Raw genomic sequence first — 16,800 nt, forward strand, 5'->3', positions numbered from 1 at the left:
GTTCCTCCCTCCCTTCATCGCTTGCTGCGATGGAGGGAGGGTGAGAGCGCGTGTCACTTGGCGGGCGACGACTCGTCCACCCAGAGGTCCTCGACGTTCTGATGGGTCAGTTCCGTCGCATTCAACTGAATCCCCTTCAGCCACGGCTGCACCGCCATGACCGCCTTGTTGTAGTTGAAGAACCAGACCGGTGCCTCCTCATAGAGCAGGGCATTGGCCTTCTGCAGCAATTGGTCGCGTTTTGCAGCGTCGTCGGTCTGCCCGGCTTCGTCGATCAGCTTGTCGAAATCCGCGTTCTTGAAGGAGGTGTAATTGCAGGCTGATTGCGGCGTCGACGAGTAGAAGCATTTCAGCGCCGCCTGAGGATCCGGCCCTGTCGCCATGGAATAGACATAGGCCTGGAAGTCGCCTTTCTTAATGACCTCCGCCAGCACCGCGGTCTCGACCTGCTTGACCTTCACCTTGATGCCCACGCGGTCCAGCATCGGGATGATGGCCTCGACGATCGGCAGACCCCAGCTTTCATTCTGACTGGTCGTCCATTCGAATTCGAAGCCCGTGGGATAGCCGGCCTCCGCAAGCAGCTGCTTTGCTTTCGCGGGATCGAAGGCGTAGGGCTTCATTGTCTTGTCGTAGATTGGCGAGGTCAGAGGCAGCCAGCTGGTGGCGCGATAGGCCTTGCCTTTGACCAGCTTTTTGATGATCAGGTCAGTATCGATCGCGTGGTTGATCGCCTGCCGGACGCGCTTATCGGCAAACGGCTTGAATGCCGGATTCATCCCCATGTGACGCGTGAAGACCTCGGCGACTTCGACGATGGTGCCCTTGAGGTCAGGGTCGGCCTGATAGGCGACATATTGTGCAGGCCCGAGCACCGAGGTGTCGATCTCCTTGTTGCGGAAGGCGACATCGCGGGCCGCGGCCTCGCCCATGACCGACACGATGAGCTTGTCGGCATAGGGCTTGCCGGGCTTGTAGAACCGGTCCCAACGTTCCAGGACGATGCGCGATCCCGGCACGTGCTCGACGAACTTGAACGGGCCGAGGCCGATCGGCTTCTGGATGAAGCTTTCCTTTGCACCTTCGTCTGCGGGATAGATCGAGGTCAGCGCGTTGAAGAAATAGAAGCCCGGATCGACCTTCTCGGTCAGCTTCATCTCAACGGTAAAGTCGTCGATCTTCTTCAGGCCGGAGATCTCCTTGGCCTGGCCCTTCTCCACTGCGGCCGCGCCCTCGATCACCCGGACGAAACGCGCGCCGGGATAGGCCTTGGTGCCGTCCATGATGCGATTGTACGACCAGATGACGTCGTCAGCCGTCATCTTGCGGCCGTTATGAAAATAGGCATCGTCTCGCAGCTTGAAGGTGTGAACCAGGCCTCCGCCCGAGACCACGTCCTCCTTGGCAAGCTCCAGGACCGGCTTGCCTTCCGCGGAATTCCAGATGTAGAGCGACCGATGCAGGGCCTTGGCGTAGATCTCGTCCTGGGCGCGCTGTGTCGTGTGAATGTCCAGACTGGAGAAGCTCGAGCCATAGGGCGCGGTCATGCGGATGGTTCCGCCCTTGCGCGGGGTCTGGGCCTCTGCCGTGGTGACCAGCGCCAGACCCAAACCAGCGACGACCGCAATCATCCTGAACATCATGTGTCCCCCAACAACGCAGGTATTCCGATCAGGGATTTGATCATTCGTCGCCGGTCGAAAGCAAGCTTCGTTTTTGGTGACAACCGATGCCGGTTCCGGATAGCAGCCCTTCGACGGAGAGCTCGGTCTCAGGTTGTATCCCCCGGGCGATGCAAGCCGCCAATTGACGCGATGCGTCATCGAGCGACCCGAACCAGTGAACATTTTTCGCGATCGGCGCGACCAAGCTCAGGATCGTTATCTGAGCCCGAGGGATCGCGCACGGCGTCCTGCTCACGGTGCGGCTTTATTGACGTCCCGCGACAATCCCTCCCCGTCATTGCGAGCGCAGCTGTCTCCACCGTCATTGCGAGGAGCCCTTGCGACGAAGCAATCCAGAGTCTTTCCGGAGAGGGACTCTGGATTGCTTCGCGGAGCCTGTCATCGGGCCGCGCTTCGCGCGAACCCGTTGGTCGCAATGACGGAGTGCTCTCGCGAGGTCCTCAGTTTGACAATTCCGGCGTCCAATCCCGCAATTTACGCGCGGCGCCGGTGACGTCAGCGATCGTCCGAAACGCCGCCGCCTCCACCATCATCGCCCTTGCCAGACGCACGGCGCGGGCCTCGCTGATCGCCCGCTTCTTCGGGTCCTCGATCAGCTCGAAGTCGATATTGTGGGCGAGACCGAAGATGCGGCGGATGGTTTTTGCGGCTGCGAAGCCGACCGTATCAGTGAACAGGCGCTGCATGTAGGCCTGCCGCTCGGCCTCAAGACGTGCGACACCCCTCTCGCCGGCAAAGAGTGAGACCGGATAGGCATCGCCGCTGGCCTCCGACCGCCAGAGGTCGAGGAATTTTCGCGCGAATTCGTTCCAGGCCTGCTCGACGGTCTCCAGCACCCAGCCCTCGAATGCGGCCCGCTCGGCCGGCGAGCGCTCGTGGCCGGCGGCGGCGAAATAGGCCATCAGCAGGTTGGCCAGCACGGCGCCGACGTCGAATCCCATCGGGCCGTAAAACGCGAATTCCGGGTCGATCACCCGCGTCTCGCTCTCCGTGACCATGATCGAGCCGGTGTGGAGGTCGCCGTGGATCAGCGCCTCGGGGCTTGCCATGAACTTCAGCTTCAGCCGGGCGATCGCGACATGCAGGTCCATGTCGTCGCGCAGGCTCGCGGCCAAGCCATCGAGGTAAGGCGCGGTCCAGCGGTTCTGTTCGGCGATGCGGTAGGGATCGGTGAAGATCAGGTCCTCGGTGATCTTGCACAGCGCGTGATTGCCGGCGAAGGCGGCGATGCCCTGCTTCTTCTCGGCCGCGGGAAGCGCAAGATCGGAGGTGAAGAACAACGTCCGCGCCATGAAGGTGCTGATGTCGTCGACAAAGCGCGGATATTGCGTTGCCGCAACCAGCCCCTTGCGCATGATGATGTGGGGCTCGAGCAGCTCCATCACCGTCAGCGCTAAAGCTTCGTTGTGATGCAACAACGCTGGCACAAGTCCGGGTGCGAGCTGGGCCTGCTTCGACAGCGCCAGATATTCGTAATGGGCCCGCGACAGCGGCAGCGGCCAGCTCTCGCCGACGAGACGCACGTAAGGCAGCGCCTGCTTCACCGCGATGCCGCCGCGCCCACCTTTGACGATGAAGACGAGGTTGAGATTGCCGTCGCCGACTTCGGTGATCGCCCAGGATAGTGGCTCACCGCCAAGAAGTCCGGCGATTTCAGGCAGGCCTGCGAGATAATCCCGCAAGGCACCCTCATGCAGAATCCGGTAGTCCCCCTGCTCCTGCGCCATGACGATCCCATCCCATGCTAAGGCGCGATGAGATCGCGCTTTAGATTATTATTTGAGCATGATCTTCTCGGAAAACCGCTTCGCACTTTTCCGGATCATACTCTTGACATGGCCGGATCGTTACTCCCGCTCCAGGAAGCTCGAGCCGATCCCGGCCTTTCTTTTGATCGGATCGTAATCACAATAGACGCTGTCCGCCACCAGCGTGTAGCTGGCGCTGACGGTGTATTGGTCCAGCTTGACTGAGTTCAGGCCGATCACCGAGGTGCTCTTGCCCCCGTTCCATTTGAACGGCGTCGAGCTCTTGGCCTGCTCGCAGGCCATCACCGCCTCGTTGAAGACGTAGCCCTCGACGAATACCTTCAGGGTGCGGACCTGCACCGCCATCTTCCATTCGACATAGCCGATCGCGCCAAGGCCGGCGACGATCAGCACCAGAAGCGCGATGACGATGCGCTGAAAAGTCATTCTTCCCCCCCAAAACAATAATCAGCAAAAAACGTCTAGAACGGCATTCCCATCATCTTCGACAGGCGTTCGATCGAGAGATAGCCGGCGTGATAAGCGGCCATGCCGAGGCCGTAGATGATCGCCGAGATGATCGTGGTCCAGATCAGCTTGCGCCCCATCCGCGTCAGGATCGGCGCGCCGGGGTCGGTGCCGGGCGCGCCGACGCCGTCCTCGTGCTGGCTGCGCACGCCGAACGGCAGCGTCAGGAACAGCGCGATCCACCAGATGATGAAGTAGATCGCGATCGCCGTTGAGATCTGGATGGCCATGGGGGCGGCCTTATGCCTGCTCGATCTCGACCAGAGCGCCGGAAAAATCCTTGGGGTGCAGGAACAGCACCGGCTTGCCGTGGGCGCCGATCTTGGGCACGCCGTCGCCGAGCACGCGCGCGCCCTCCTTCACCAGCGTGTCGCGCGAGGCGATGATGTCGACGACCTCGTAGCAGACGTGGTGGATGCCGCCGTCGGCATTGCGCTCGAGGAACTTTGCGATCGGCGAGGCTTCGCCGAGCGGCTCGATGAACTCGATCTTGGTGTTGGGCAGCGTCGCGAACACGGTGGTGACGCCATGCTCGGGCAGCGCCACGGCTTCCGAAATCTGCGCCCCGAATGCGGCGCCATAGATCTTTGCGGCCTTGACGGCGTCCTTGGTCGCGATCGCGACATGATTGAGGCGACCCAGCATGTTTCTTCTCCCTCACAGCGTGATCCGGAGACCACGCCTAGTCTACACTGTCAGCACGTGTACCAGACAGGGGGGCTTTTTGCCCCAATGTTCGTTGATCACGGCCCGGACAGCGCGTCGCACTGACTCGGCCAGCGCATCCGGATCGCGGCGGCGGGGCCGCGGCAAGCCTTCGATGGTGGAGACAACGGCATCGAAGACGATGTCGTCGAAGCCCTCACCCGCCCTGTTCTTGTCCGGGATACCGACGAGATCGACCTCGGGATCGTCGGCGAGCTCGCCCTGCTCCGTCATGGCGATGGCGACGAAGGCACAGCCGGAGAACGCCATGCGGCGGCGCTCGACCACCGCGCGGGATTTTGCGTCCTCCAGGATCATGCCGTCCTTGTAGAGACGGCCCGACGGTACCTCGCCGACGATGCCGGGATCACCGGGACCGAGCTTGACAAGGTCGCCGTTGCGGCAGACCAGCACGCGCGGCACGCCGGCGGCGCGCGCAAGTTTTGCGTGCTCGTGCAGATGCAGGGCCTCGCCATGGACGGGGATCAGAAGCTGCGGCTTCACCCAGGAAATCAGATCGCGCAGTTCGTCGCGGCGCGGGTGGCCGGAGACGTGGACCAGATGGTCACGATCGGTGATGATCTCGACGCCCTGGAGCACCAGATTGTTGATGATCGAGCCGACCGCCTTCTCGTTGCCAGGAATGGTGCGCGAGGAGAAGATGACGCTGTCGCCGCGGTTCAGCGTGATTTCAGGGTGGTCGTCATTGGCGATGCGCGCCAGCGCGGCGCGCGGCTCGCCCTGGCTTCCCGTGCACAGCGCCAGCACCTTGTCCTGCGGCAGATGGCCATAGACCTCGGGCGAGCGGAAGTTCTGCACGCCGTCGAGATAACCGGTCTCGCGCGCGACCTGCACCACGCGCTCCATGGCCCGGCCGACCACGACGACCTCGCGGTCAGCGGCTTTCGCCGCATCGGCCACCGCTTTGACGCGGGCGACGTTGGAGGCGAAGGTCGTCACTGCGACGCGGCCCTTGGCGGATTTCACGAGATCAATGATGGTCCGGGCGACCTCGGCCTCCGACGGCGAGCGGCCGTCGCGCACCGCGTTGGTGGAATCGCCGATCAAGGCGAGCACGCCCTGCTCACCCAGCTCGCGCAGGCGCCTCTCGTCAGTCGGGGCCCCCAGCGTCGGGGTCGGGTCGATCTTCCAGTCGCCGGTGTGCAGCACCGTGCCGGCTTCGGTGTGGATCGCCAGCGCATGCGCTTCCGGAATCGAATGCGCGACCGGGATGAACTCGACGTTGAACGGCCCGACATCGACGCGCCCCCCGGACGGGACCACCGTCACCGGAATGTTGGGCGCACCGCGCTCGGCGGCGCATTTGGCCTCGAACAGCGCCGCGCTGAACTTGGTCGCGTAGATCGGGCATTGCAGCTTCGGCCAGAGATCGATGATGGCGCCGAAATGGTCCTCGTGGGCATGGGTGAGCACCAGGCCCATCAGGTTCTTGCGCTCCTTCTCCAGGAAGGAGATGTCCGGCATGATCAGGTCGATACCTGGAAGATGCTCCTCGTCACCGAAGGAGACGCCGAGATCGACCGCGAGCCAGGCGCGCTGGTGGCGGTTGCCGAGGCCGTAAATCGACAGGTTCATGCCGATCTCGCCGACGCCGCCGAGCGGCGCAAACACCAGTTCGTCGGGCCTCGCCATCACGCGGCTCCCACGGAGGCGGCCGGGCCGAAGAACACCTCGCCCGCCGCAACCGGCACCCGCCGCCCTTCCGCGGTGCGGACGATCAGACAGCCTGTGTCGTCGATGGTGTCAAAAATGCCTTCCAGCGTCATCGTTCCCGTGTGGATTGCGACCTTCTCGCCGAGGCCGACGGCGCGCTCCAGCCAGAGCTTTCGGATCTCTGCAAAGCCGCGGCCATTGTCCCAGATGCCGCGAAACTCGACCCAGGCGTCGGACAGCGCCGCAAACAAATCCTCCGCGCTGATCTGGACGCCGAGGGCGGCGAGCGAGACCGCCGGCGTCGGCGTGCCCTCGGGCGCGGCCACGACATTGGTTCCGATGCCGACGACGACGGCAAGACGATCGCCAATGGCCTCGGCCTCGAGCGCAATGCCGACGAGCTTCTTGCCGCCGGCAAGCACATCGTTCGGCCATTTCAGGGCGTAGCGGGGACGGCCCTCGCCGAGGCGGAGCGCAGCCTCCAGGCTGACCTTCTCCAGCGCGGCCTCTTCCGCCAGCCCGGCGGCGAAGCCGAGCGTTGCGGCGACCGCCGGGGCTACGTCCATGACTTCGAGGATGCTGGCTGCGAGATTGCCCCGTGGCGCGATCCAGGCGCGCTGGCGCCGGCCGCGGCCGGCAGTCTGCTCGGACGTCACGAACCACATCGGGCCGCGTTCGCCGGCGCGGGCGTGCTCGATCGCGTCGGTATTGGTCGAGCCGGTCCGTTCGAAAGCCGCGAGCTTGAAGCCCGCGGCCTGTGCGCGAGGACCGAGCGCGAACTCCATCCTAGAACAGCGACTTTGCCGCTGCGGAGGCCACGCTCACCACCGGGCCCGCGAACAGCGCAAACAGGATGTTGAACAGACCCGCGACCGCCAGAACCGTCCGCACCTCAACGCGCACCGGATCGACCTGGCCGGCCGGTTCGTCGAAATACATCGTCTTGACGACGGCGAGATAGTAGTAGGCGCCCACCACGCTGGTCAGCACGCCGATGACGGCGAGCGTGAACAGGTTGGCCTTGATCGCGGCGACGAAGACGTACCACTTGGCAAAGAAACCGGCGAGCGGCGGAACGCCCGCGAGCGAGAACAGCAGCATCGCGAAGAAGAAGGCAAGCAGCGGATTGGTCCGCGACAGACCGGCGAAATCGCTGATCTGCTCGACCGCCTGGCCGTTGCGTTTCATGGCGAGGATGACCGAGAACGCGCCGAGCGTCATCGTCACATAGATCACGATGTACATCAGTACGCCCTGCGCACCCTCGACGGTGCCGGAGGCAAGCCCGACCAGGGCAAAACCCATATGGCCGATCGAGGAATAGGCCATCAGGCGCTTGATGTTGCTCTGGCCGATTGCCGCGAAGGCGCCGAGCGCCATCGAGGCAATCGACACGAACACCAGGATCTGTTGCCACTGCGGCACGATGCCGGGGAACGCGGTCAGCGTCGCGCGGGTGAAGACGGCGAGCGCGGCGACCTTCGGCGCAGAGGCGAAGAAGGCCGTGACCGGCGTCGGCGCGCCCTCATAGACGTCGGGCGTCCACATGTGGAACGGCACCACCGAGATCTTGAAGCAGAGGCCGGCAAGCAGGAAGACGAGGCCGAACACCAGTCCGACATTCGCTGATGTCGCGGCGGTAGCGATGCCGGTGAAGCTGACGGTGCCGGTGAAGCCGTAGATCAGCGAGGCGCCGTACAGCAGCATGCCCGAGGACAGCGCGCCCAGCACGAAGTACTTCAGGCCCGCCTCGTTCGACTTGGCATTGTCCCGGTTCGAGGCCGCCACGACGTAGAGCGCCAGCGACATCAATTCGAGGCCGAGATAGAGCGAGATCAGATCGCCGGCCGAGATCAGCACCATCATGCCGAGCGTCGAAAGCAGCACCAGGATCGAATATTCGAAGATCCGCCGCGACGGATCGGATAGGAACTCGGTCGACAGCACCAGTGTCACCGCCGAGCCGATCAGGGCCAGGATCTTCATGAAGCGGGCGAAATCGTCGACGATGAAGCTGCCACCGAAGGTGACCTGCTTGCCCGCGGGCTGCATGTAGACGAGCGCGCCGACCACGATCAGCAGCACCACCGCCAGCAAGGTGACGGTCTTGGTCGTCTCCTGCCCGCGATAGGCTCCCAGCATCAGAAGCGCCATCGCGCCGACCGCGAGCAAGAGCTCGGGCAGCACCGGCGCCAGTTGATATCCTGCAGTCTCAAAGCTCATGGCGATGTCCTGACCTGCCCGCTCACTGGAGCAGTGCGGCGGCCTTCACGGCCGTCACAGCGGTGTTGTAATTGTTGACGAGTTGCTGGACCGAGGCGGCCGACATGTCGAGCACCGGCTGCGGATAGACGCCGAACAGGATCGTCAGCGCGATCAGCGGGAACAGCGTCAGGCACTCCCGGAAGGTGAGGTCCTTGATGGTCATCAGCGACGGCTTTACCAAGGATCCGAACACGACCTTGCGGTATAGCCAGAGCGCATAGCACGCCGACAGGATGACGCCTGATGTGGCGAAGAACGCGGTCGGGATCGAGGTCTTGAAGGTACCGAGCAGCGTCATGAACTCGCCGACGAAGCCGGAGGTACCCGGCAGGCCGACATTGGCCATGGTGAAGACCATGAAGGTCATGGCGTAGAGCGGCATCCGGTTGACGATGCCGCCATAGGCCGCGATCTCGCGGGTGTGCATGCGGTCGTAGACGATGCCGACGCAGAGGAACAGCGCGCCGGAGACGATGCCGTGCGAAATCATCTGGAACACGCCGCCGGCGACGCCCTGCATGGTGCCGGCGAAGATGCCCATGGTGACGAAGCCCATATGCGCGACCGAGGAGTACGCGATCAGCTTCTTCATGTCCTCCTGCATCATCGCCACCAGCGAGGTGTAGATGATGGCGATGGTGGACAGCGTGAAGATCAGCGGCGCGAAGTCATGCGAGGCCAGCGGGAACATCGGCAGCGAGAAGCGCAGGAAGCCGTAGCCGCCCATCTTCAGGAGGATCGCCGCCAGGATCACCGAGCCGGCGGTCGGCGCTTCGACGTGTGCGTCCGGGAGCCAGGTGTGCACCGGCCACATCGGCATCTTCACCGCGAAGGAGGCGAAGAATGCCAGCCACGCCCAGGTCTGCAAGGACCGCGGCACGGCCGTGTGCATCAGGGTCGGAATGTCGGTGGTGTTGCCGTTCCAGTACAGCGCCATGATGGCGAGCAGCATCAGGACCGAGCCGAGCAGCGTGTAGAGGAAGAACTTGAACGAGGCATAGACCCGGCGCGGACCGCCCCACACGCCGATGATCAGGAACATCGGGATCAGGCCGCCCTCGAAGAACAGGTAGAACAGCACGAGGTCGAGCGCCGAGAAGGTGCCGACCATCAGCGTTTCCAGGATCAGGAACGCCATCATGTATTCGCGCACCCGGCTCGTAACCTTCCAGCTCGCGATGATGCAGAACGGCATCAAGGCGGTGGTCAGGATCACGAAGGGCAGCGAAATGCCGTCCACGCCCATGTGGTAGGTGATGCCGGTGGCGAGCCAGTTCGCCTTCTCGACGAACTGGAAGTCGGCGGTCGAGGAATCGAAGCGCGCTACCAGGATCAGTGACACCGCGAAGGTGATCAGCGTGGTCCACAGCGCGATCCAGCGCGAGTTGCGCTGCGCGGCCTCGTCGTCGCCGCGGCTGAGATAGACGATCAGCGTCCCGACCAGCGGCAGGAAGGTGGTGACGGAAAGGATGGGCCAGGTTGTCATTTACTGGCCTCCAAAGCCGAACATGAACCAGGTGATCAGGCCGGCGACGCCGATCAGCATGGCGAATGCGTAGTGATAGAGATAGCCGGTCTGGATCTTCACGACGTTACGGGTGACGTCCAGCACGCGCGCCGAGACGCCGTCGGGACCGAGCCCGTCGATGATGAAGCCGTCGCCCTTCTTCCAGAGCTGATAGCCGATCCACTTCGCCGGACGGACGAAGATGACGTCGTAGAGTTCGTCGAAGTACCACTTGTTGAGCAGGAACTGGTACAGCATCGGCTGCGTCTTCGCCAGCTCGACCGGCAGATACGGCCGGCGGATGTAGAACAGGTACGACACCAGGAAGCCCAGCACCATCATCACCGTCGGCAGGAAGGCGATGGTCTCGGGGATGTGGTGCATCTCCTCGATGATGTGCGGGTTCATCTTCACGGATTCGCGGAAGAACTCCTCGATGCCGTGACCGGCGAACAGCTCCTTGAACGGAAGGCCCGCGACGAACGAGCCGACCGCGAGCACGCCGATCGGGATCAGCATCCAGATCGGGGCCTCGTGTGCGGCCTCGTAGTGATGCTCGTCATGCGGCTCGCCGTGGAAGGTCTTGAAGATCAGGCGCCAGGAGTAGAACGAGGTCAGGCCGGCGGCGATGACCGTCATCAGGAAGCCGTAGACCGCGAACGGATTGTGCGCGGCGTAGGCGGACTCGATGATCGCGTCCTTGGAGAAGTAGCCGGCGGTGAGCGGGAAGCCGGTCAGGGCCAGCGTGCCGACCACCATCACCGCGTAGGTATAAGGGATCTTGCGCCAGAGGCCGCCCATATGGCGGATGTCCTGCTCGTGGTGCATCGCGTAGATCACCGAGCCGGAGCCCAAGAACAGCAGCGCCTTGAAGAAGGCGTGCGTGAACAGGTGGAACATGCCGACCGAATAGGCCCCTGCCCCCATTGCCACGAACATGTAGCCGAGCTGCGAACAGGTCGAATAGGCGACGATGCGCTTGATGTCGTTCTGGACGAGGCCGATGGTCGCCGCGAAGAACGCCGTGGTCGCGCCAAAGAACATCACGACGGCCTGCGCGTTAGGGGCGAGTTCGAACAGCGGCGACAGCCGCGCCACCATGAACACGCCGGCGGTGACCATGGTCGCGGCGTGGATCAGCGCGGAGACCGGGGTCGGGCCTTCCATCGCGTCCGGCAACCAGGTGTGCAGCAGGAACTGCGCCGACTTGCCCATCGCGCCCATGAACAGGAGGAGACAGGTCAGGGTCAGCGCGTCGGCGTGCCAGCCGAGGAAGTTGATGGTCTTGCCGGTGAGGCCAGGTGCGGCATGGAAGATGGTCTCGAAATCGGTCGAGCCGGCCAGCATGAAGATCGCGAAGATGCCGAGCGCGAAGCCAAAATCGCCGACGCGGTTGACCACGAAGGCCTTGATCGCCGCCGCATTCGCCGACGGCCTCTGGTACCAGAAGCCGATCAGGAGGTAGCTGGCGAGACCCACGCCTTCCCAGCCGAAGAACAGCTGCACGAGGTTGTCCGCGGTGACCAGCATCAGCATCGCGAAGGTGAACAGCGAGAGATAGCCGAAGAAGCGCGGCCGGTTCGGGTCCTGATCCATGTAGCCGATGGAGTAGAGGTGCACGAGCGAGGAAACCGTCGTCACCACCACCAGCATCACGGCCGTGAGCGTGTCCACGCGCAGCGTCCACCAGACCTGGAGGTCGCCGGAGAAGATCCAGGGCAGCAGCTGGATCCGCGCGTCGTGATGCATGAAGCCGACGTCAACCAGCGTGAACCAGGACAGCGCCGCCGACACGAACAGCAGTCCCGTCGTGATCAGCTCGGCCGCGCGAGAACCAGCCGCTGGCGGCTCGTGGTCGCCCGGCTCGTCATGGGTCTCATGAATGACGCTCCCCTCCTCCTTGATGGAGGCAGCGGAGACATGACCGTTATTCGCACCATTACCGTGCGCCTCGTCGTGATGCTCGACCGTGTCGCCTGAGGGATTGCGGGCATGCGCGCCGACCAGCGAGATCAGGCCGGCGAGAATAGCGCCCAGCAGAGGCAGAAAGACAATTGCCTGAACCATGACTGAGCTCAGCCCTTCATCAGATTGACGTCCTCAACCGCGATCGAGCCGCGGTTGCGGAAATAGACCACCAGGATGGCGAGACCGATCGCGGCTTCGGCGGCGGCGACCGTCAGCACCAAGAGAGCGAAGACCTGGCCGACGATGTCGCCGAGGAAGGTCGAGAACGCCACGAGGTTGATGTTGACCGAGAGCAGGATCAGCTCGATCGACATCAGGATGACGATGATGTTCTTGCGGTTCAGGAAGATGCCGAGGATCCCGAGCGTGAACAGGATCGCGCCGACCGCCAGATAGTGTCCGAGCCCGATCGTCATTTCACCCACTCCGCCGCATCGGCATCCGAGAGCCCCTGCCCTGACGCCACCTTGCGCATCGCCATCGCCATTTCCGGCGTGCGCGCGTTCTGCACGTTGATGTCCTGCCGCTTCACGCTCGCCTTGTGGCGCAGCGTCAGCACGATGGCGCCGATCATGGCGACCAACAGCACCATGCCCGCGAGCTGGAAGTAGTGGATGTACTTCGTATAGAGCACGAGGCCGAGTGCTTCGGTGTTGCTGACATTGGCCGGGATCGCCGCCGTGATGGTCTTGGAGACGCCGGGGTTGATGACCCAGAAGCCGACGGTGAGCAGCAGCTCGAACATGAAGATGCCGCCGATCACCAGCCCAACCGGCAGGTACTCGATGAAGCCCTCGCGCAGCTCGAGGAAGTCGACGTCGAGCATCATGATCACGAACAGGAACAGCACCGCGACCGCGCCGACATAGACGACGATCAGTATCATCGCCAGGAATTCGGCGCCCATCAGCACGAACAGGCCGGAGGCGTTGACGAAGGCCAGGATCAGGTACAGCACGGAGTGCACGGGATTGCGCGAGACAATCACCATCACGGCCGAAGCGACGCAGACGCCGGCGAAGAGATAGAAGAACAGCGCGGGAAGGATCATGCCCTCACCTCACCGGTACGGCGCGTCGAGCTCGATCGCTTTCGCGATCTCGCGTTCCCAGCGGTCGCCGTTGGCGAGCAGCTTGGCCTTGTCATAATAGAGTTCCTCGCGGGTCTCGGTCGCGAACTCGAAGTTCGGGCCTTCGACAATGGCGTCAACCGGACAGGCCTCCTGGCAGAGGCCGCAGTAGATGCACTTCACCATGTCGATGTCATAGCGCACCGTGCGGCGGGTGCCGTCGTTGCGGCGCGGGCCGGCCTCGATGGTGATGGCCTGCGCCGGGCAGATGGCTTCGCACAGCTTGCAGGCGATGCAGCGCTCTTCGCCGTTCGGATAGCGGCGCAGCGCGTGCTCGCCGCGGAACCGCGGCGAGATCGGGTTCTTCTCGAACGGATAGTTGATGGTCGGCTTCGGCTGGAAGAAATAGCGCATGGCGAGGAAGAACGCCGAGACGAATTCCGACAGCAGAAGCGAGCGTGCAGTGGCGTTGACGTTGATACCCATGACGGCCCTCACTTCGGCGCGATGCCGGCGAAATGCAGCACGCCCGCCACCACGACCACCATCACCAGCGACAGCGGCAGGAACACCTTCCAGCCGAGGCGCATCAGTTGGTCGTAGCGGTAGCGCGGCACGATCGCCTTGGCCATCGCGAACAGGAAGAACATGAAGAACAGCTTCAGCGAGAACCAGATGATCCCCGGCACCCAGTTGAAGGGCGGCAGATCGACCGGCGGCAGCCAGCCTCCGAGGAACAGGATCGTCGCCAACGCGCACATCGTGACGATCGCGACATACTCGCCGAGCATGAACAAGAGGTACGGCGTCGAGCCGTATTCGACCATGAAGCCGGCGACGAGTTCGGATTCGGCTTCCACGAGATCGAACGGCGGACGGTTGGTTTCCGCCAGTGCCGAGACGTAGAACACCACGAACATCGGGAACAGCGGCCAGACGTACCAGTTCAGGATGGTGAGCTGCGGCAGCCCGATCAGGCTGGCAAGACCGCGCGCATGCTGGGCCTCGACCACGGCCGTGAGGTTCAGCGTGCCGGCGCAGAGCAGCACCGTGATGATGACGAAGCCGATCGAGACTTCGTAGGACACCATCTGCGCCGCCGAGCGCAACGCGGCCAGGAACGGGTATTTCGAGTTCGACGACCAGCCGGCCATGATGATGCCGTAGATCGACAGCGACGAGATCGCGAAGATGAAGAGGATGCCGACATTGATGTCGGAGATCACCCAGCCGAGATTGGTCGGGATCACCGCCCAGGCGGCGAGCGCGAGCACGCAGGACACCAGCGGCGCCAGCAGGAACACGCCCTTGTTGGCGCCGGCCGGGATGATCGGCTCCTTCAGCACGAACTTGAGCAAGTCCGCGAAGGACTGCAGCAGGCCCCAAGGGCCGACCACGTTCGGGCCGCGCCGAATCTGCACCGCCGCCCAGATCTTGCGGTCGGCGAGCAGGATGTAGGCGATCGCGACCAAGAGGACGACGAGCACCAGAACGCTCTCCGCGACCATGATGATCAGCGGCCAGAGGAATCCGGTCCAGAATGCGCTTTCGAAGAATTCCATCAGATCACGCTCACTCCGCTGCGGTCAGCATGTGCCCGGAGGCGAGGCGCGAGCATTCCGCCATCACGGCGGACGCACGCGCGATTGGGTTGGTCAGGTAGAAGTCCTCGACCAGAGGCTTGAACGGCGCCTTCTCCGGCGAGCCGCCCTTCCCCGCCAGCTTCTTGATCTGGTCGGCGGCGCCGGCCTCGATCTGGTCGAGACGGATCAGATGCGGCACGGCCTTGAAGATCGCCTGACGCAGGGCAGCAAGCGAGTCATAGCCGAGCTTCTTACCGAGCGCTTCCGACAGCGCGCGGATGATCGCCCAGTCCTCGCGGGCTTCACCCGGCGGGAACGCGGCACGGCCGGTCATCTGCACGCGGCCTTCGGTATTGACGTAGATTGCGGACTTCTCGGTGTAGGCGGCCGCCGGCAGGATCACGTCGGCGCGGTGCGCGCCGCGGTCACCATGGGTACCGATATAGACGACGAAGGTGCCATCCGGCGCCTTGATCTCATCGGCCCCTAACAGGAACAACAGGTCCAGCGTTCCGAACGTCGTCATCTGGGCCGCGTTCAGCCCACCCGCGCTGGCGGAGAAGCCGATGTCGAGCGCGCCGACGCGCGAGGCGGTCTCGTGCAGCACGCCAAAACCGTTCCAACCGTCCTTCACCGCACCGACATCGAGCGCGAGCTTGGCACTGGCGGCAAGGATGGCGGCACCGTCGTGACGCGAGGCCGCGCCCGCGCCGACCAGGATGATCGGGTGCTTGGCGTTCTTCAGCACCTCCATGAAGGAGTGCTTGCCCGCCGCGAGCTCGCCGAGCGTCTCGGTGCCCGCACCGAGATGGTCATAATCGTAGGTCAGGTCGACCTTGGCGCCGATCACACCGATCTTGAAGCCGCCGGCGCGCCAGCGCTTGCGGATGCGGGCGTTGAACACGGCCGCCTCTTTGCGCGGATTGGCGCCAATGATGAGCAGCGCGTCGGCCTGCTCCACGCCTACGAGCGTTGGGTTGAAGATGTAGGAGCCGCGGCCGAGCGCGGGGTCGAAGGCGTCGCCGCCCTGCACCGCCAGATTGCCCGAGCCGTATTTGGCGAGCAGGTCCTTCAGCGCGAACATCTCCTCGACACCGGCGAGGTCGCCGGCGATCGCACCGATGCGCTTGCCGTCGGTGCGCGCCGCCTTGGCAGCGATCGCGGCGAAGGCCTCGGGCCAGCTCGCCGCACGCAGCTTGCCGGCTTCACGGATATAGGGCCGGTCGAGGCGCTGGGTGCGCAGGCCGTCGACGATGTGGCGGGTCTTGTCGGAGATCCATTCCTCGTTCACGGCCTCATTGATGCGCGGCAACACACGCATCACCTCACGGCCGCGCGTGTCGACGCGGATCGCCGATCCCAGGCCATCCATCACGTCGATCGACTGGGTCTTGCCGAGCTCCCAGGGGCGCGCCGCAAACGCATAAGGCTTCGAGGTCAGCGCGCCGACCGGGCAGATATCGACGAGGTTGCCCTGCAATTCCGAGGTCAGCGCGTGCTCGAGATAGGTCGTGATCTCCATGTCCTCGCCGCGGCCGGTTGCGCCCATCTCGGGCGCGCCGGCGACTTCCGCCGAGAAGCGGACGCAGCGCGTGCACTGGATGCAGCGGTTCATCGAGGTCTTGACCAGCGCGCCGAGATATTTGTCCTCGACCGCGCGCTTGTTCTCGGCGAAGCGGCTGGTGTCGACACCGTAGCCCATCGCCTGGTCCTGCAGGTCGCACTCGCCACCCTGGTCGCAGATCGGGCAGTCCAGCGGATGGTTGATGAGAAGGAATTCCATCACGCCTTCGCGCGCCTTCTTCACCATCGGCGAACGCGTGGAGATCTCCGGCGGCTCGCCCTTGGGGCCCGGACGGCAGTCGCGCACGCCCCAGGCGCAGCTTGCGACAGGCTTCGGGCCGCCCTTCACTTCGACGAGGCACATCCGGCAATTGCCGGCGATCGACAGCCGCTCGTGATAGCAGAAGCGCGGAATTTCGGCGCCCGCGGCCTCGCACGCCTGGAGCAGCGTGTACTCGGCGGGCACATCGATCTCTTTGCCGTCGATGATGAGCTTGGTCATTTA

16 protein-coding genes are annotated in these 16,800 nt (G+C 63.8%); all 16 read right to left on the bottom strand.

The genetic code is table 11. From position 1 onward, the window contains the following. Positions 1-53: 53 nt before the first annotated feature. Complete coding sequence (locus tag LRP30_RS22115; protein ID WP_249761672.1) at positions 54-1,643, bottom strand: ABC transporter substrate-binding protein; 1,590 nt, start codon at positions 1,641-1,643, stop codon at positions 54-56. A 40-nt stretch (positions 1,644-1,683) separates the two neighbouring features. Next, the gene (locus LRP30_RS22120) at positions 1,684-1,869 is read right to left on the bottom strand and encodes a hypothetical protein (protein ID WP_249761673.1); all 186 of its coding nucleotides are present in this window, start codon (positions 1,867-1,869) and stop codon (positions 1,684-1,686) included. A 256-nt stretch (positions 1,870-2,125) separates the two neighbouring features. After that, the gene (gene mtnK / locus LRP30_RS22125; protein ID WP_249761674.1) at positions 2,126-3,412 is read right to left on the bottom strand and encodes an S-methyl-5-thioribose kinase; all 1,287 of its coding nucleotides are present in this window, start codon (positions 3,410-3,412) and stop codon (positions 2,126-2,128) included. Between the two features lie 120 nt (positions 3,413-3,532). Then, the gene (locus tag LRP30_RS22130; protein WP_128941765.1) at positions 3,533-3,880 is read right to left on the bottom strand and encodes a hypothetical protein; all 348 of its coding nucleotides are present in this window, start codon (positions 3,878-3,880) and stop codon (positions 3,533-3,535) included. 35 nt (positions 3,881-3,915) lie between these two features. Beyond that, a complete protein-coding gene (locus tag LRP30_RS22135; protein WP_128941766.1) occupies positions 3,916-4,191 on the bottom strand; it encodes a DUF1467 family protein in 276 nt (91 codons plus the stop codon). A 10-nt stretch (positions 4,192-4,201) separates the two neighbouring features. Then, positions 4,202-4,606: a methylmalonyl-CoA epimerase gene (gene mce / locus LRP30_RS22140; RefSeq protein WP_011087668.1), complete on the bottom strand. Its 405-nt coding sequence runs from the start codon at positions 4,604-4,606 to the stop codon at positions 4,202-4,204. 42 nt (positions 4,607-4,648) lie between these two features. Continuing rightward, a complete protein-coding gene (locus tag LRP30_RS22145; RefSeq protein WP_249761675.1) occupies positions 4,649-6,319 on the bottom strand; it encodes a ribonuclease J in 1,671 nt (556 codons plus the stop codon). Continuing rightward, positions 6,319-7,125, bottom strand: coding sequence for a biotin--[acetyl-CoA-carboxylase] ligase (locus LRP30_RS22150; RefSeq protein ID WP_249761676.1), 807 nt, complete (start codon positions 7,123-7,125; stop codon positions 6,319-6,321). The genes LRP30_RS22145 and LRP30_RS22150 overlap by 1 nt, the downstream gene beginning before the upstream one ends. A 1-nt stretch (position 7,126) precedes the next feature. Next, complete coding sequence (gene nuoN, locus LRP30_RS22155) at positions 7,127-8,563, bottom strand: NADH-quinone oxidoreductase subunit NuoN (RefSeq protein WP_249761677.1); 1,437 nt, start codon at positions 8,561-8,563, stop codon at positions 7,127-7,129. 22 nt (positions 8,564-8,585) lie between these two features. After that, complete coding sequence (locus tag LRP30_RS22160) at positions 8,586-10,091, bottom strand: NADH-quinone oxidoreductase subunit M (protein ID WP_091885968.1); 1,506 nt, start codon at positions 10,089-10,091, stop codon at positions 8,586-8,588. After that, on the bottom strand, positions 10,092-12,179 hold the full coding sequence (gene nuoL / locus LRP30_RS22165) for an NADH-quinone oxidoreductase subunit L (protein ID WP_128933449.1): 2,088 nt from the start codon (positions 12,177-12,179) through the stop codon (positions 10,092-10,094). It lies immediately after the preceding gene. 8 nt (positions 12,180-12,187) lie between these two features. Further along, positions 12,188-12,496 carry an NADH-quinone oxidoreductase subunit NuoK gene (nuoK, locus tag LRP30_RS22170; RefSeq protein ID WP_008547737.1) on the bottom strand — a complete coding sequence of 103 codons (309 nt, stop codon included), beginning with the start codon at positions 12,494-12,496 and terminating at the stop codon, positions 12,188-12,190. After that, entirely contained in the window at positions 12,493-13,131 is a 639-nt protein-coding gene (locus LRP30_RS22175; protein WP_128933448.1) for an NADH-quinone oxidoreductase subunit J, read from the bottom strand. The genes nuoK and LRP30_RS22175 overlap by 4 nt, the downstream gene beginning before the upstream one ends. A 9-nt stretch (positions 13,132-13,140) precedes the next feature. Continuing rightward, complete coding sequence (nuoI, locus tag LRP30_RS22180) at positions 13,141-13,629, bottom strand: NADH-quinone oxidoreductase subunit NuoI (protein ID WP_091886091.1); 489 nt, start codon at positions 13,627-13,629, stop codon at positions 13,141-13,143. 14 nt (positions 13,630-13,643) lie between these two features. Next, on the bottom strand, positions 13,644-14,711 hold the full coding sequence (gene nuoH, locus LRP30_RS22185) for an NADH-quinone oxidoreductase subunit NuoH (RefSeq protein WP_128946168.1): 1,068 nt from the start codon (positions 14,709-14,711) through the stop codon (positions 13,644-13,646). Positions 14,712-14,721: 10 nt separating this feature from the next. Continuing rightward, entirely contained in the window at positions 14,722-16,797 is a 2,076-nt protein-coding gene (gene nuoG / locus LRP30_RS22190; RefSeq protein ID WP_128933447.1) for an NADH-quinone oxidoreductase subunit NuoG, read from the bottom strand. Positions 16,798-16,800 lie beyond the last annotated feature (3 nt).

It is taken from the genome of Bradyrhizobium sp. C-145 (assembly GCF_023375135.1).
Lineage (GTDB): Bacteria > Pseudomonadota > Alphaproteobacteria > Rhizobiales > Xanthobacteraceae > Bradyrhizobium > Bradyrhizobium zhanjiangense.

Bases quoted from the DNA above. Each gene is read 5' to 3' on its own strand.
- LRP30_RS22115 (WP_249761672.1), bottom strand. From the start codon at position 1,643: ATGATGTTCAGGATGATTGCGGTCGTCGCTGGTTTGGGTCTGGCGCTG.
- mtnK (WP_249761674.1), bottom strand. From the start codon at position 3,412: ATGGCGCAGGAGCAGGGGGACTACCGGATTCTGCATGAGGGTGCCTTG.
- LRP30_RS22130 (WP_128941765.1), bottom strand. From the start codon at position 3,880: ATGACTTTTCAGCGCATCGTCATCGCGCTTCTGGTGCTGATCGTCGCC.
- LRP30_RS22135 (WP_128941766.1), bottom strand. From the start codon at position 4,191: ATGGCCATCCAGATCTCAACGGCGATCGCGATCTACTTCATCATCTGG.
- mce (WP_011087668.1), bottom strand. From the start codon at position 4,606: ATGCTGGGTCGCCTCAATCATGTCGCGATCGCGACCAAGGACGCCGTC.
- LRP30_RS22145 (WP_249761675.1), bottom strand. From the start codon at position 6,319: ATGGCGAGGCCCGACGAACTGGTGTTTGCGCCGCTCGGCGGCGTCGGC.
- LRP30_RS22150 (WP_249761676.1), bottom strand. From the start codon at position 7,125: ATGGAGTTCGCGCTCGGTCCTCGCGCACAGGCCGCGGGCTTCAAGCTC.
- nuoN (WP_249761677.1), bottom strand. From the start codon at position 8,563: ATGAGCTTTGAGACTGCAGGATATCAACTGGCGCCGGTGCTGCCCGAG.
- LRP30_RS22160 (WP_091885968.1), bottom strand. From the start codon at position 10,091: ATGACAACCTGGCCCATCCTTTCCGTCACCACCTTCCTGCCGCTGGTC.
- nuoL (WP_128933449.1), bottom strand. From the start codon at position 12,179: ATGGTTCAGGCAATTGTCTTTCTGCCTCTGCTGGGCGCTATTCTCGCC.
- nuoK (WP_008547737.1), bottom strand. From the start codon at position 12,496: ATGACGATCGGGCTCGGACACTATCTGGCGGTCGGCGCGATCCTGTTC.
- LRP30_RS22175 (WP_128933448.1), bottom strand. From the start codon at position 13,131: ATGATCCTTCCCGCGCTGTTCTTCTATCTCTTCGCCGGCGTCTGCGTC.
- nuoH (WP_128946168.1), bottom strand. From the start codon at position 14,711: ATGGAATTCTTCGAAAGCGCATTCTGGACCGGATTCCTCTGGCCGCTG.
- nuoG (WP_128933447.1), bottom strand. From the start codon at position 16,797: ATGACCAAGCTCATCATCGACGGCAAAGAGATCGATGTGCCCGCCGAG.